This window comes from Cryobacterium sandaracinum (assembly GCF_004403415.1).
GTDB lineage: Bacteria > Actinomycetota > Actinomycetes > Actinomycetales > Microbacteriaceae > Cryobacterium > Cryobacterium sandaracinum.
The window spans coordinates 1-14,663 of record NZ_SOGO01000001.1 but is presented as its reverse complement, the minus strand read 5'-3'; the positions used below and the strand labels follow the sequence as shown (position 1 = coordinate 14,663).

The 14,663-nt window shown below is 68.3% G+C and carries 11 protein-coding genes and 1 pseudogene; 6 read left to right on the top strand and 6 right to left on the bottom strand.

Going from position 1 to position 14,663, the window contains the following annotated elements; genetic code table 11:
• Positions 1-1,172, bottom strand: a 1,172-nt coding sequence (gene hemE / locus E3T25_RS00060; protein WP_134371433.1) for a uroporphyrinogen decarboxylase, incomplete at its 3' end; no start/stop codon positions are given.
• 71 nt (positions 1,173-1,243) lie between these two features.
• Here hemE and E3T25_RS00055 point away from each other — a divergent pair.
• On the top strand, positions 1,244-2,608 hold the full coding sequence (locus E3T25_RS00055) for a glutamyl-tRNA reductase (protein WP_104099943.1): 1,365 nt from the start codon (positions 1,244-1,246) through the stop codon (positions 2,606-2,608).
• Positions 2,609-2,696: 88 nt separating this feature from the next.
• Positions 2,697-3,761, top strand: coding sequence for an alcohol dehydrogenase catalytic domain-containing protein (locus E3T25_RS00050; RefSeq protein WP_134371431.1), 1,065 nt, complete (start codon positions 2,697-2,699; stop codon positions 3,759-3,761).
• 255 nt (positions 3,762-4,016) lie between these two features.
• Here E3T25_RS00050 and E3T25_RS00045 read toward each other — a convergent pair whose 3' ends face one another.
• Positions 4,017-5,402: a glycine--tRNA ligase gene (locus E3T25_RS00045; protein ID WP_104099945.1), complete on the bottom strand. Its 1,386-nt coding sequence runs from the start codon at positions 5,400-5,402 to the stop codon at positions 4,017-4,019.
• Between the two features lie 164 nt (positions 5,403-5,566).
• On the opposite strand from E3T25_RS00045, the gene E3T25_RS00040 reads away from it, so the two are divergent.
• Both E3T25_RS00040 and E3T25_RS00035 read left to right on the top strand, forming a co-directional pair.
• On the top strand, positions 5,567-7,861 hold the full coding sequence (locus E3T25_RS00040; RefSeq protein WP_134371429.1) for a carbon starvation CstA family protein: 2,295 nt from the start codon (positions 5,567-5,569) through the stop codon (positions 7,859-7,861).
• Positions 7,858-8,091 carry a YbdD/YjiX family protein gene (locus tag E3T25_RS00035; protein ID WP_104099947.1) on the top strand — a complete coding sequence of 78 codons (234 nt, stop codon included), beginning with the start codon at positions 7,858-7,860 and terminating at the stop codon, positions 8,089-8,091. Before E3T25_RS00040 ends, E3T25_RS00035 begins: the two co-directional genes overlap by 4 nt.
• 90 nt (positions 8,092-8,181) lie before the next feature.
• Here the strand turns inward: E3T25_RS00035 and E3T25_RS00030 are convergent, their stop codons facing one another.
• The 3 genes from E3T25_RS00030 to E3T25_RS00020 all read right to left on the bottom strand — a co-directional run bounded on the left by E3T25_RS00030 (position 8,182) and on the right by E3T25_RS00020 (position 12,010).
• The gene (locus tag E3T25_RS00030) at positions 8,182-9,090 is read right to left on the bottom strand and encodes a serine hydrolase (protein ID WP_134342521.1); all 909 of its coding nucleotides are present in this window, start codon (positions 9,088-9,090) and stop codon (positions 8,182-8,184) included.
• Between the two features lie 69 nt (positions 9,091-9,159).
• Positions 9,160-11,124 (bottom strand): M13 family metallopeptidase, encoded by a 1,965-nt coding sequence (locus tag E3T25_RS00025; protein WP_134371427.1) that lies wholly within the window; start codon positions 11,122-11,124, stop codon positions 9,160-9,162.
• Positions 11,125-11,236: 112 nt separating this feature from the next.
• On the bottom strand, positions 11,237-12,010 hold the full coding sequence (locus tag E3T25_RS00020; RefSeq protein ID WP_134371425.1) for a DUF222 domain-containing protein: 774 nt from the start codon (positions 12,008-12,010) through the stop codon (positions 11,237-11,239).
• 297 nt (positions 12,011-12,307) lie between these two features.
• Between E3T25_RS00020 and E3T25_RS00015 the strand changes: the two genes are divergently transcribed.
• A complete protein-coding gene (locus E3T25_RS00015) occupies positions 12,308-13,639 on the top strand; it encodes an MATE family efflux transporter (protein ID WP_233191240.1) in 1,332 nt (443 codons plus the stop codon).
• Positions 13,640-13,676: 37 nt separating this feature from the next.
• Here the strand turns inward: E3T25_RS00015 and erpA are convergent, their stop codons facing one another.
• Entirely contained in the window at positions 13,677-14,033 is a 357-nt protein-coding gene (gene erpA, locus E3T25_RS00010; RefSeq protein WP_104099952.1) for an iron-sulfur cluster insertion protein ErpA, read from the bottom strand.
• A 428-nt stretch (positions 14,034-14,461) separates the two neighbouring features.
• Between erpA and E3T25_RS00005 the strand changes: the two are divergent.
• Positions 14,462-14,663: pseudogene (locus E3T25_RS00005) on the top strand (Fe-S cluster assembly protein SufB); the annotation flags it as partial.

The window sequence follows — 14,663 nt, the reverse complement described above, 5'->3', positions numbered from 1 at the left end:
GGGCCGGCGGCGGCCGGGCCGGCGGCGGCCGGGCCGGCGGAGACTGCGGTGACCTCGTGCACGAAGGCCACCAGGCGAGTCAGCACGTTCGGGTCGGTCATCGGCGGAACGCCGTGGCCCAGGTTCAGCACGTGGGACGGTGCCGTGCGCCCACGCTCGAGCACGTCGAGGACATGCGCTTCGAGCACCGGCCACGGTGCCGCGAGGAGCGCCGGATCGACGTTGCCCTGCACCGGGACCAGTCCGCCGAGGCGACGGTTGGCTTCATCGAGCGGCACCCGGTAGTCGACTCCGACGACGTCGGCGCCCACCCCGTGCATCTCCCTGAGCAGCTCGCCCGTGCCCACTCCGAAGTGCACAACGGGCACGTTGCGGCGCACGGATGCGACGCCCTCGGCATCTGTGCCCGCGGCGCCCTCGCCATAGGTGAGGTCGCGCACGTGGGCGATCGCCGCGGTGGAGGCAGGAGCGACGAAGCGCGTGTAGTCGGCCAGCGAGAGCGCGCCGGCCCAGGAGTCGAATAGCTGGGCGGCGCTGGCGCCGGCCAGAACCTGCGCGCGCAGGAATCGTCCGGTGACCTCGGCCGTCCACTCCATCAGGGTGGCCCAGGCGTCGGGGTCCGCATGCATGAGCGTGCGAGCGTTGATGTGGTCCTTCGACGGACCGCCCTCCACGAGATAGGCCGCCAGCGTGAACGGGGCCCCGGCGAATCCGATCAGCGGCGTCGAGCCGAGCTCGGCGACTGTGCGCGCGACCGCCGCGGTGATCGGGGCGAGGTTCCCCTCAAGCACGGCAGGGTCGAGAGCAGTGAGCTCCGCGACATCCTTCGCCGTGCGCACGGCCGTGCCGAGGACGGGGCCGGTGCCTGCGACGATCTCGACGTCGACGCCCACGAGCTTGAGCGGAATGACGATGTCGCTGAAGAGGATGCCGGCGTCGACGTTGTGGCGGCGCACCGGCTGCAGCGTGATTTCGCTCGCCATCTCCGGGTCGAGGCAGGCGTCGAGCATGCGCGTACCGACCCGCAGCGAGCGATATTCGGGCAGCGAACGGCCAGCCTGGCGCATGAACCAGACGGGGGTGACGTCTGGCCTGGTGCCCTGGTAGGCGCGGATGAGACGTGAATCGGCTGTAAGTCCGGTTGCGAGTGGGTGTTGCGCGTCGAGGTTCATTATCTTGATTCTGTCAAACTTCCGACACGCGGGCGATTCGGGCCCTCAGCCACAGGTCGTAGACTCGTCTGGTGTTGATCTGCCTGTCCGCCAGCCATAAGAACTCCAGCTTCGACGTGCTGGAGAAATTGTCTGTCGGTGCGAACGACACGGCGGGTGGCATTCTCGAGCGGCACCCGGCCCTGGTCGGTGCCGTGGTCGTGGCCACCTGCAACCGGTTCGAGGCCTACCTCGACCTCGACGAACCGCTCGGCTCCTCCCCACTTTCGGCCGTGCACGCCGCCATCGACGGCGTCAGTGCGAGCACCGGCGTGGCCGTCGACGTTCTGCGGAACACCCTGGACCTGGTGCACGGCAGCGGCGTCGCCGAGCACCTCTTCGCCGTGACGAGCGGCCTCGAATCGGTGGTCGTCGGCGAGGGCGAAATCGCCGGCCAGGTGCGCCGCTCCCTCGAGCAGGCCCGGCTCTCCCGCACCACCAGCCCCGAACTCGAACGCCTCTTCCAGCGTGCGTCGCAGACCTCGCGGGGCGTCAAGAACCGCACCGGCATCGGAGCCGCGGGGCGTTCACTCGTGCGCCTGGCCCTCGAACTGGCCGAAAGCCGCATCACGGACTGGGCCCAGACCCGCGTGCTCCTGGTCGGCACGGGCCGTTACGCGGGGGCTTCCCTCGCCGCGCTGCGGGACCTCGGCGCCGAGGACGTGCGGGTGTACTCCCCCTCGGGCCGCGCCCAGAAGTTCGCCACCTCGCATCAGATCACCGCCGTCGCCGAGTCGGCGTTCGCCATCGAAGCCGCCGAGGCCGACCTGATCCTCACCTGCACGACCGCCGACACCCACGTGATCGACGCGGCCCTGCTCCACTCGGGCCGCGCACTCTCCCTGCAGCTCCCGGCCGCCGAAGCGCGCACACTGCCCTCCTGCCCGATGACGGATGCCCCGACCGAGATCCCGCGCCGGCTCATCATCGACCTGGGCCTGCCGCGCAACGTCGACCCGGACGTCACCGACCTGGCCGGCGTCGAGCTGCTCGACCTCGAGACCATCCGCATCCACGCGCCGCTCGAGGAGCTCAACGCCACCAGCGACGCCCGACTGCTCGTGGGCCGCGCCGCCCGCAAGTTCTCCGCGGTTGCCGAGGAGCAGAGCCTCGCCCCGGCCGTCGTGGCCCTTCGTAGCTACGTCTTCGACCTCCTCGACGGTGAGATCGAACGGGCGCGCAACCGCGGCGACAACAGCGAGCAGACCGAGGCGGCCCTGCGCCACTTGGCCGGCGTGCTTCTGCACACCCCGATGGTGCGATCCCGCGAGCTGGCCCGAGCGGGCGAGCAGGCCGCATTCCTGACCGGACTCGATGCCCTGTTCGGCATCCAGGTTGAGCTGCCCGCCGCCGGGACCGCGGCCACGGTCGCCGATATCGGCCCCGTGGCATCCTGACGGTGGGCGGCCTGGCCCCGCACGGTGCGAGCGCACACAGTGCGAGCCTGCACAGTGCGAGCGTGCACAGCACGGCCGGGATCCGCGGGTGAGAGCCGTCTGGTTCGACGCGTTCGGTGCCGTACCCGAGCTGCGGGAGGTTCCTGACCCGGTGCCGTCCGCGTCCGGGGTCGTCGTGCGAGTGGAGGCCACCGGCCTCTGTCGCAGCGACTGGCACGGCTGGCTCGGGCACGACGCCGGCATCGCCCTGCCGCACGTTCCGGGCCACGAGCTCGTCGGCGTGATCGACGCCGTGGGGCCCGAGGTGCGCCGCTTCGCCGTGGGCCAGCGCGTCACCGTGCCGTTCGTCTGCGCCTGCGGCGACTGCCCGGAGTGCCGGGACGGCAACGGCCAGGTCTGCCGCAACCAGACCCAGCCCGGCTTCACCCACTGGGGCTCCTATGCGGAGCGGGTGGCCCTGCACAACGCCGACATCAACCTGATCGCGATTCCCGTGGGACTGGATGCCGGTGCCGCCGCGCTGCTCGGCTGCCGCTTCGCCACCTCCTATCGCGGACTCGTGCATCAGGCCCGGTTGCAGGCGGGCGAGACCCTCGTCGTGGTCGGCTGCGGCGGCGTCGGTCTCTCCGCGGTCATGATCGGCGCGGCGCTCGGTGCGACCGTGATCGCCGTGGACATCAGTGCCGCGGCCCGTGAGACGGCCGCGCGAGTGGGCGCGACCTTCACGGTGGACTCCGCCGGGCTCTCGAACGATGAGGTGGTGGCGCGGATCCGCTCGGTGACGGGCAGGGGCACGGATGCGGGTGCGGGTGCGCAGGTCAGCGTCGAGGCGCTCGGCCGGGAGAGCACGGTGGGCATCGCCATCCGTTCACTGGCAACCCGGGGACGTCACGTCCAGATCGGATTGCTGGCGGAAGACCCACGGCTTCCGCTCGGCGACGTCACCGCCCGCGAACTGACCGTGATGGGCAGCCACGGGATGCCCGCGGGCGACTATCCGGCCCTGCTGGCCCTGGTCACCTCCGGCCGGCTGCGCCCGCAGGACCTGATCGGCCGCCGCCTCAGCCTGGCCGAGGCGCCCGCCGCCCTCGCCGCCATGAGCGACCCGGCCGCGCCGGGCGGCGTTACCCTGATCGAGCTCGCCCGCCCCTGAACTCGTGCGGCGGCGGTGGCGGCTCGCTAGGTATCCGTCTCCCTCCACCTGTGGGGCCAACTCAGGAAAACCGGTGTGTCCGGTCGCCGCGGTGCCGCCGTTCCGGGACCGCCGAAGCTCGCCCGCGGGACTTCTCCTGAGTTAGCACCCCACCGGCACCGGCACCGCCACCGGTATCCCCCGGCCCCAGCACCCCACCGGTACCGCCAGCGGTACCCCCGGCCCCAGCCGAAAGCGCGCGGCCGGCGGACTCAGCTATGCGCCGCGGAGGCGCTCGGCCAGGTAGGCGTCGAGCTTGTCGAGCGGCACGCGCTCCTGCGCCATGGTGTCGCGGTCACGCACGGTGACGGCCTGGTCCTCGAGCGAGTCGAAGTCGACCGTGACGCAGTACGGGGTGCCGATCTCGTCCTGGCGGCGGTAGCGGCGGCCGATGGCGCCGGCGTCGTCGAAGTCCACGTTCCAGGACTCGCGCAGCCGCGCCGCGAGGGACTTGGCCATCGGCGAGAGCGCCTCGTTGCGGGACAACGGCAGCACGGCGACCTTGATCGGCGCCAGGCGCGGGTCGAGTTTCAGCACGGTGCGCTTGTCGACGCCGCCTTTCGCGTTGGGCACTTCCTCCTCGTGGTACGCGTCTACCAGGAACGCCATCAGAGAGCGGGTCAGTCCGGCCGCCGGCTCGATCACGTAGGGAACCCAGCGCTCATTCTTCGTCTGGTCGAAGTAGGACAGATCCTTGCCGGATGCCTCCGCGTGCGTCCTGAGGTCGAAGTCGGTTCGGTTGGCAACACCCTCGAGCTCGCCGAATTCGCTGCCGCTGAAACCGAAGCGGTACTCGATGTCCACGGTGCGCTTGGAATAGTGCGAGAGCTTCTCGGCCGGGTGTTCGAACAGGCGCAGGTTGTCGACGTTGATGCCGAGGCCGGTATACCACTTCAGGCGCTGGTCGATCCAGTACTGGTGCCACGTCTCATCCGTGCCCGGCTCGACGAAGAATTCCATCTCCATCTGCTCGAACTCGCGGGTACGGAAGATGAAATTTCCCGGGGTGATCTCGTTGCGGAAGCTCTTGCCGATCTGGCCGATGCCGAACGGCGGCTTCATGCGAGCAGCCTGCAGCACGTTGGCGAAGTTCACGAAGATGCCCTGCGCGGTCTCGGGGCGCAGGTAGTGCATGCCGGCCTCGTCGTCGACCGGGCCGAGGTAGGTCTTGAGCAGGCCGGAGAAAGCGCGCGGTTCGGTCCAAATATGACGGTTTCCGCAGTTCGGGCAGGGGATGCCGTCGATGCCGCCCTCGGGCGGGCGGCCCTTCTTCTCCTCGAATTCCTCCTCGAGGTGGTCTGCGCGGAAGCGCTTGTGGCAGCTCGTGCACTCGACCAGCGGGTCGCTGAAGACCTCGACGTGACCGGATGCCTCCCACACCTTGCGGGGAAGGATCACCGAGGAGTCGAGGCCCACCACGTTGTCGCGGCTGGTGACCATGAAGCGCCACCACTGCTTCTTGATGTTCTCCTTGAGCTCCACGCCCAGCGGCCCATAGTCCCAGGCAGACCGGGACCCACCGTAGATTTCACCGGCCTGGAACACGAACCCGCGGTGGCGGGCAAGGGCGATGACGGAATCGAGGCGGGAGAGGGCGGCCACGGGGCTCCAATGGTCGAGAGGGCGGGGGATCTGGAAAGCACACAGGACAGGCAGAAGCCGCCCGGCGCTCCGTCCATTTTAGGCGTCCGTCCGGAAGGTGCCGCCAAGCTGTTAGCCTTGCTAAGGATTTCCGCAGTCCTTGCGGGTACCTCAAAGGAGAGATCATGGGCACCAAGCCCCGAACGCCACACGATTCAGCCAAACGGGGTGAGGAGCTGGACCGGGATCCCCTCCTGTTGCCCGTTGCTCTCGACCAGACCACCCACGACGCCGAGGAAGCCCACTGGACCCCCCTGAAGATCGGGATCTGGGGCGGCATCTCGCTGCTCGGCGGGCTGAGCTGGGTGATGCTCGCCGTCGTTCGCGGCGAGACCGTCAACGCCATCTGGTTCGTCTTCGCCGCCGTCTGCACGTACCTGATCGGTTACCGTTTCTACTCCAACTACATCCAGAAGCACCTGCTGCACCCCGATGACCGGCGCGCGACGCCGGCCGAGTACAAGGCCGATGGCAAAGACTTCGCGGCCACGGACCGCCGGGTTCTCTTCGGTCACCACTTCGCCGCGATCGCCGGCGCCGGACCGCTCGTCGGCCCCGTGCTGGCCGCCCAGATGGGCTACCTGCCCGGCACGATCTGGATCATCGTCGGTGTCGTGCTTGCCGGCGCGGTGCAGGACTACATGGTGCTGTTCTTTTCAATGCGCCGCGGCGGACGCTCCCTGGGTCAGATGGCCCGGGACGAGCTCGGCAAGGTGGGCGGCACGGCCGCCCTCGTCGCGACTCTGGCGATCATGGTCATCATCGTGGCCATCCTCGCCCTCGTCGTCGTCAACGCCCTCGCGGACAGCCCCTGGGGCGTCTTCTCGGTCTCGATGACCATTCCGATCGCCCTGTTCATGGGCGTCTACCTGCGCTTCTTCCGCCCGGGCCGGGTCACCGAGGTCTCGATCATCGGCTTCATCCTGCTGCTGGCCGCCATCATCGGTGGTGGCATGATCGCGGACACCGAGTGGGGCTCGACCTTCTTCGCCATTGAACCGCTGCCCCTCGCGATCGGCATCATCGTCTACGGCTTCGTGGCCGCCATCCTTCCGGTCTGGCTGCTCCTGGCCCCCCGGGACTACCTGTCCACCTTCATGAAAATCGGCACGATCGGGATGCTGGCAATCGCCATCATCATCGTCCGCCCCGAGATCTCAGCCCCGGCCGCCAGCGAGTTCGTGAACGGCGGCGGCCCCGTGGTGAGCGGCTCGCTCTTCCCGTTCCTCTTCGTCACCATCGCCTGCGGCGCCCTGTCCGGCTTTCACGCCCTGATCGCCTCCGGCACGACACCGAAGCTGATCGAGAAGGAACGCCAGACCCGGTTCATCGGTTACGGCGGAATGCTGATGGAATCATTCGTCGCCATCATGGCGCTCGTCGCCGCGCTGTCGATCGACCGCGGCATCTACTTCGCCATGAACTCCTCGCCGGCCCTGACCGGCGGCACTGTTGAGGGTGCTGTCACATTCGTGAACAGCCTCGGACTGACCGGTGTCAACCTGACTCCCGAGATGCTCACCGAGACCGCGAAGAACGTGGGCGAGGAGACCATCGTGTCCCGCACCGGCGGCGCCCCGACCCTGTCGGTCGGCCTCGCCAACATCATGCACCAGCTTGTGGGCGGCTCGGGGATGATGGCGTTCTGGTACCACTTCGCCATCATGTTCGAGGCGCTGTTCATCCTGACCGCCGTCGATGCCGGAACCCGCGTGGCCCGGTTCATGTTGCAGGACAGCCTCGGCAACTTCTTCCCGAAGTTCAAGAACACCTCCTGGCGCCCGGGCGCCTGGGTCACGACCGGGATCATGGTCGCCGCCTGGGGTGCCGTGCTCGTGATGGGCGTCACCGACCCGCTCGGTGGCATCAACACCCTGTTCCCGCTGTTCGGAATCGCGAACCAGCTGCTGGCGGCCATCGCCCTGGCCGTCTGCCTGGCGATCGTGGCCAAGCGAGGGCTGTTCACGTACCTCTGGGTTGTGGCGCTGCCGCTGACCTTCGCCGCCGTCGTGACCATCTACGCGTCGTTCCTGAAGATCTTCTCGACCGTTCCCGCCGTGGGCTACTTCGCCCAGAATCGAGCGTTCTCCAACGCTCTGGATGAGGGACTCACCAGCTTCGGCACGGCGAAGACCGTGGAGGCGATGGAGGCGGTCGTGCGCAACACGATGGTGCAGGGCGTCCTTTCGATCCTGTTCGTCGTGCTGGCCATCATCGTGATGGTCACCGCCGTGCAAGCCACCTGGAAGTCCTACAAGACCCGCAGCTTCGGCACCGCCGAGGATGACGCGGTGGCGTCGCAGATGTTCGCCCCGTCCGGCTTCGTAGCCACTCCGGAAGAGAAGAAGCTGGCCGCACGCTGGGACACCCAGATCGCCCAGGCCAAGCTGGACAAGGCAGGGAGGACGACCCGCCGATGAATCTGCTCGCCAGTGTTCGCCACGGCGCGAAGAGCTTCGCCTGGTTCATGAGGGGGGTCATGGGTGAAGACGCCTACGACAAGTACAAGGCCCACCATGAGGCCCACGACGAATCGATTCATGACCCGGATGCCGCCGCCTGCTCCGGACCAGTGATGATGACGGAACGCGAATTCTGGCGCGACCAGACCGACCGCCAGGACATCAACCCCCAGGGTCGGTGCTGCTGAGCGGGTGCGCCACCATCGCCCAGGGCTGCCCCCGCGAAGGATTCCTTCGCGGGGGCAGCCCTGTTTTCCTGTTTTCACCGGCGGCGCCGGTCAGTGCACGTATTCAAGCAGGTCGAGGCCGACCGCGCGCATCCCGTCGAGCACCGCGAGCCGGGACGAGAGGCGGGTGTCCGCGAAGGACATAGAGACCATGTAGGTCACCCCGGCGCGCGGGCCGCGCAGAATGCCGATCTCACTGCGCACGCCGGCATCCGTTCCGGTCTTGTTGACCAGCAGGAGGCCGTGATCTCCGGACCGATGCGCGAGCGGGTCGAGCCCGAACGCGCTGGCGACCATGGACAGGTCGGCGCCGAGCGACAGCCAGCCGAGCACGCGCTCACTCGCCTCCGCATCGACGACCTCCCCCCGGGCCAGCGCCGTGAACAGCCAGGTGAGCTCCTTGGCGCTGCCGACCGAGAGCTGAGGCGCGTCATCGGGACCGCGCCGGTCGCGCACAAGGTCGAGCAGGGCGGTGCGGCTGAGTCCGAGCTGCTCGGCGCGGGACCGCACCGCGTCCAGGCCGACTGCGCGGAGCAGCACATTGGTGGCCAGGTTGTCGTTGATGGCACCGATCAGCGCAGCGAGGTCGGCGATCGGCAGCGAGGGAGCCTGCAGGTGCTGCCAGAGGCCGGATCCGGCGACCGAATCGGACACGGTGCGATCGAGGATCGTGTACGCGCCGAAGTCGGCGTCGCGGAGCCGGGCGGCGACCTCGATCAGCAGAAGCACCGTGCCGATGCCGGCGGTGGGCATGACCACGTGGTCGTCCACGGAGAACAGCACCCGGCCGGTGACCAAATCGGTGGCGCGGGCCGACACCTGCACCCCGTCGACCGCGAGGTCACCGAGCGCCTGGAACCCGCGGCCGAAGTTCGCCGTGGCGTCCACGCCGCCGTGCCTGCCGCGGCGCGCCGAGGAATGGCGAGACCGGCGCTCTGAGTCCTGGGATGGCATGGCCACAGTGGGCAGGTCCTTACGTAGATTCGGGCTGCTCGACCCCGGTGACACGGGCTTACGGTCGCGCTGAGGTCACCAGATCGTAACGCGCTTTTCCGGGTCCAGCCAGAGAGCGTCGTCCGGGGTGACGCCGAACGCCGTATAGAACTCGTCGATGTTGCGCACGATCTGGTTGCAGCGGAATTCGTTGGGCGAGTGCGGGTCGATCGAGAGCAGGCGGACGGCCTCCTCGTCACGCATCTTGAGCTGCCAGGCCTGTGCCCAGGAGAGGAAGAAGCGCTGGGTGCCGGTGAGTCCGTCGATCACGGGCGGCGCCTGGCCGTCCAGCGAGATCACGTAGGCCTTCCAAGCGATGGAGAGCCCGCCGAGGTCGCCGATATTCTCGCCGATGGTGAGTGCGCCGTTCACGTGGTGGTCGGGAACCTGATGCGGGGCGAGCGCGTTGAACTGCTCGATCAGGGAGCCGGTGCGTTCTTCGAAGGCCGTGCGGTCATCTTCGGTCCACCAATCGGTGAGTAGCCCGGTGCCGTCGTATTTCGAGCCCTGGTCGTCGAAGCCGTGGCCGATCTCGTGCCCGATGACGGCGCCGATCGCGCCGTAGTTGGCGGCGGAATCGCGGGCATCGTCGAAGAACGGCGGCTGCAGGATGGCGGCCGGGAAGACGATTTCGTTGAAGCCCGGGTTGTAGTACGCGTTGATCGTCTGCGGGGTCATGAACCACTCGTCGCGGTCGAGCGGGTTGCCGATCTTGCCCAATTCCCGCTGAAACTCGAACTCGCTCGTGGCGCGCACGTTCTTGATCAGGTCGGCCGGGTCGACCGAAAGGGTCGAGTAGTCCCGCCACTTGACCGGGTAGCCGATCTTGGGGGTGAACTTCTCGAGCTTGTCGAGCGCACGGGCGCGCGTCTCCGCGGTCATCCAGTCGAGTTCGGTGATGCTCCGGCGGTAGGCCTCGACCAGGTTGGCCACGAGTATGTCCATGCTCGCCTTCGCGCTGGGCTTGAAGTGCCGCTCGACGTAGATGCGCCCGACGGCCTCGCCGAGCGCCCCCTCGACGAGCGAGACGCCACGCTTCCAGCGCTCGCGCAACTGGGGAGTGCCGGTCAGGGTGCGACCGTAGAAGTCAAAGCTGGACTCGACGAAATCGCTCGACAGGAACGCGGCGCTGGAACGGATGATCTGCCACCGTAGCCAGTCCTTCCAGCCCTCGAGCTGGTCCTCGGTGAGCATCTCCGCCAGACCGGTCACGAAGCTGGGCTGGCGCACGACAACCTCGTCGAGAGCACCGGCCGGGCCGTCGAGCCCGTCAAGCCAAAGGTGCAGGTCGGCGCCGGCGGCCAACGCGGTGACCTGACCCCAGGTCTTGAGGTTGTAGGTCTTCTCGCTGTCGCGCGAGCGCACCTTGTCCCAGTGGTGAGTGGCGAGCTCGGCTTCGAGAAGGAACACGCGCTCGGCGCGACCGGCGGCATCCGGGGTGCCGACGAGGCCGAACATCCGGGTCAGGAACGCCTGGTAGGCCTCCCGGATCGCGGCGAACTTCTCGTCGCGGTAGTAGGACTCGTCGGGGAGGCCGAGCCCGCCCTGCTCGACGAAGACGAGGTAGCGCTCGGGGTCCCCCGGATCGTTGTCGACGAAGAGACCGAAGGCGCCGGGCACGCCCGCGCGCTCGAGGCGGCCGAGGGTGCCGAGCAGCTCGGGGATGGAGGTGACGGCGTCGACGATGGCGAGATCGGCCGCGAGCGGGGTCGCTCCGAGCTCTTCGACGCGGTCCTCGTCCAGGAAGCTGGCATAGAGGTCGCCGAATTTGCGCTCCTCGGTGCCGGGGGCGGCGGTCTGGGCTTCGAGGATGATTTCCCGGACGGCCTTCTCCGATTCCTCGGCGAGCAGGTAGAACGAGCCCCAGCGGGCCTTGTCGGCCGGGATCTCGCTGCGGGCGATCCACTTGCCGTTCACATGGCGGAAGAGGTCGTCCTGCGGACGCACCTCGAGGTCAAGTTCGTCGCGGTCGATTCCGGATGCGGTCCCCTGGTCAGTCATGCCTCCACCCTATTCGCTGTGACAGTGGCCGAGCTGGTAGAGACCTATCGGGTGTGCACACGGATGGCGGTGGACCTCCCGGCCCGCTGGTCGAGCGCGCCGAGACCCGGAGCTACAGCCCCACCGCATTGCTCGGCAGCGCGATCAGTGTCTGCTCCGGATCGTTCTCCACCGGTGGCCGCAGCCAGTGTTGCGTTCCGGTGCGGGTGATCTTCCAGTGCTGGTTGTGCAGCAGCAGGTGGTGCGGGTGGCAGAGCAGTACTTCTTCGGCGAGGTTGGTGTCTCCGCTGTCGGTGAGCCATTCGTTGATGTGGTGGGCTTCGGTCCAGGCTGGTGATCGGTCGCAGTCGACCCACCGGCATCCGCCGTCGCGCACTCCCATCGCGGCGCGTTGTTTCTCGGTGAAGAGTCGTTCGTCACGGCCGACGTTGATGATTTGGCCGATGTCGTCGAACTTGGTGCCGCGGGTGCCGGTGTCGCAGAGCAACCGGTCGATGGTTTCCTGCGAGATGGGGACCGGGTTGCCTTCGATCTGCCCGTGAGCGGCGGGTTCGGCGGGACCCGGCTCGGCGGGTTCGGCTGTGAGGGCTTTCTCGGTCACGATCACGCGCACCGCCGGGCGGCGTCCGCCGAAGACCCGGCCGGGGTCGGCTTCGCCGGCGATTGTGAGCAGCTGCACGAGGGAGTCCGCGTTGATCTGCTCGGTGCTGCGCGGGTCGTCCTGCATTTTTTGGGCCCAGGCGGCGCGTTCCGGGTCGACGAAGCGCACTCCGCCGCGGCGGGGGCTGGTGATGGAGTCGAAGGTGGAGAGCACGAACTCGCCGTCTTCGGGGGCGAAGAGCCCGTTCAGGCGCACGTTGCCGTTGCTCAGCCGGTAGACCCGCAGGTAGCGGTCGTCGTGGGCCTACTTCTCCCGGGCGGTGATGCCGGCCTGATCGAGGAGCCCAGCAGGGCGACGGCGTCGGCCGCCCGCCTGAGGTCATCCGCGAGGTTCGTCATGTTACGAGGGTACCTGATGTCATACAGGTAGTCGAGAGTCTGTCACTTATTATGGACACTTTATTGCACTAGTTTCGAAGTCTTGTCTGGCAGCGCGGAGATTGGCTCGCCGGGTCTCGACAGGCTCGACCACCGGAAGCGGACACCGGGTGCGGAGGGGCTGAACTAGAGTTTTGGCATCACCATCACCGTGCTCCGCCCGCAGCCCATCGACCGCGAGATCCTGCGCCTCGCCATCCCCGCCGTCGGCGCGCTCATCGCCGAACCGCTCTTCCTGCTCGCCGACTCCGCCATGGTCGGGCACCTCGGCGCCGTTCCGCTGGCCGGACTCGGCCTGGCCGGCGCCGTGCTGCAAACGATCATCGGCCTGATGGTCTTCCTGGCCTACAGCACCACGCCCGCGGTGGCCCGCTGGCTGGGGGCCGGTGACCGCCGCCGTGCGGTCGCCGTCGGCATCGACGGACTCTGGCTGGCCCTCGGCCTCGGTGTGCTGCTCGCGATTGCGGGCTGGTTCGCCACCCCCCTGCTCGTCGGCGCGTTCGGCGCCGAGCCCGCCGTCACCGCCGCGGCCGTCAGCTACTTGGGCCCATCGATGTTCGGACTGCCTGCCATGCTGCTCGTCTTCGCGGCGACCGGGCTGCTCCGCGGGCTGCAGGACACCCGCACCCCGCTGTGGGTGGCCGGGATCGGGTTCTCGGTCAACATCCTGCTGAATGCGGTGTTCATCTACGGCCTGGGACTCGGCATCGTCGGATCCGCCCTCGGCACGGTTGTGGCACAGTGGGCGATGGTCGCGGTCTACCTTGCCGTCGTCGGCCGCCACGCCCGCCGCGAGAGTGCGCCGCTGCGCCCGCATCGGGTCGGGATGTTGCGGGGCGCGGCATCCGGCGGCTGGCTGTTCCTGCGCACGGTGAGCCTGCGTGCGGCCATGTTGCTCGCGGTTTTCGTGGCCACGAGCCTCGGTTCTCCCGAGCTGGCCGCCTTCCAGATCGCGATGACCCTGTTTGCCACGCTCGCGTTCGCCCTTGACGCCCTGGCGATCGCGGCACAGGCGCTGGTGGGCCGGGGCCTCGGCGCCGGCAACCTGGCCGAGGTGCGCGCGGTGCTCAGGCGCTGCCTCGAATGGGGCGTGCTCAGCGGGTCCGCGCTCGGGCTGCTGGTGATCGCCGCGAGCGGCGTGCTCGGCCGACTGTTCACGAACGCGACCGAGGTCAGCGACCTGCTGCCGGCGGCCCTGATCGTGCTCGGGCTATCCGTTCCGCTCGGCGGGGTGGTCTTTGTGCTCGACGGAGTGCTGATCGGTGCCGGCGACGCGCGCTACCTGGCCCTGACCGGATTGGTGAACCTGGCCGCGTTCGTGCCGCTGGCCGTCGCGGTGCTGCTGCTGGCGCCGTCGGGACCAGCGGGACTGGCCTGGCTGATGGCGGCGTTCGCGTTCGGCTACCTCGGCGCACGCGGGGTGACGCTCGGGCTGCGCGCCCGGGCGGCGAAGTGGATGGTCGTCGGCGCCCGCTGACACCGGGGCAGCCCCAGCGCTGACGGCCGCGGCGACTCTAGCTGAAGGAGTCGCCGCAGGCGCAGCTGCTGCCGGCGTTCGGGTTGTCGATCGTGAAGCCCTGCTTCGCGATGGTGTCCTCGAAGTCGATCGAGGCACCCTCGAGGTACGGCACACTCATCTTGTCGAGCACGACCCCGACGCCGTCGAAGTCCACGACGACGTCGCCCTCGAGAATGCGCTCGTCGAAGTAGAGCTGGTAGATCAGGCCGGAGCAGCCTCCGGGCTGCACGGCTACGCGCAGGTTCAGGTCTTCGCGACCCTCCTGGCTAAGCAGGCTGCGCACCTTCAGCGCGGCAGCGTCAGTCAGGCCGACGCCGTGGGCCGGTGCGATGGGGGCAATGGTGTCGGTCATGAGACTCCTCGGACTTCACGCTGCATGGACGCGTCGGGACCGCTCCGCTTGAGCGTTTCGCCTGCGCGAGTATTCAGACACTCTAAGCTCCCGCGGCCGTTCTGCGAACCCCGGAGACTGCCGCCGGCATCCGTTGCGTGCCCGCGCCTCCCCGACGACCCCTCGACGACCTGCCGGTGACCCGCCAAAACGAGCCGAAGTGTAGCCAGATGAAACCCTGAAGCCTAGGGTGAAGTGTTCCCGTTTTTTTTATGCGCGCGGTCCAGATGACCGCGACGCAGCACGGCGTGGCCCTGATTGTCTTTGATCTCTCAGCGGTGCGCACCTGAGCCGTCCTCACAACTCGTTCTCAGCCGGTGTCCTCACGGAGTCCGGCTCGGGATGACCGGACTAATATCCGGGTTGCCGGGGTGGCAGAAGAGGTAAATATGTCTGACGTCCTTCTTGACCGCCCCGAACTTGCGGGGCTCGGTGTCTACGAGTTCGGGTGGTCCGACTCCGATGCTGCTGGTGCCTCCGCCCGCCGCGGGATTTCGCCGGAGGTGGTGACCGATATCTCCAATCTCAAGGGCGAGCCTGAGTGGATGCTGCAGCGTCGCCTCAAGGCCCTCGAGTTGTTTGAGCGCAAGC

What these genes read in the sequence shown, in the direction of transcription:
- E3T25_RS00025 (WP_134371427.1), bottom strand. Translation starts at nt 11,124, where the DNA reads ATGACTGACCAGGGGACCGCATCCGGAATCGACCGCGACGAACTTGAC.
- E3T25_RS00040 (WP_134371429.1), top strand. Translation starts at nt 5,567, where the DNA reads ATGGGCACCAAGCCCCGAACGCCACACGATTCAGCCAAACGGGGTGAG.
- erpA (WP_104099952.1), bottom strand. Translation starts at nt 14,033, where the DNA reads ATGACCGACACCATTGCCCCCATCGCACCGGCCCACGGCGTCGGCCTG.
- E3T25_RS00035 (WP_104099947.1), top strand. Translation starts at nt 7,858, where the DNA reads ATGAATCTGCTCGCCAGTGTTCGCCACGGCGCGAAGAGCTTCGCCTGG.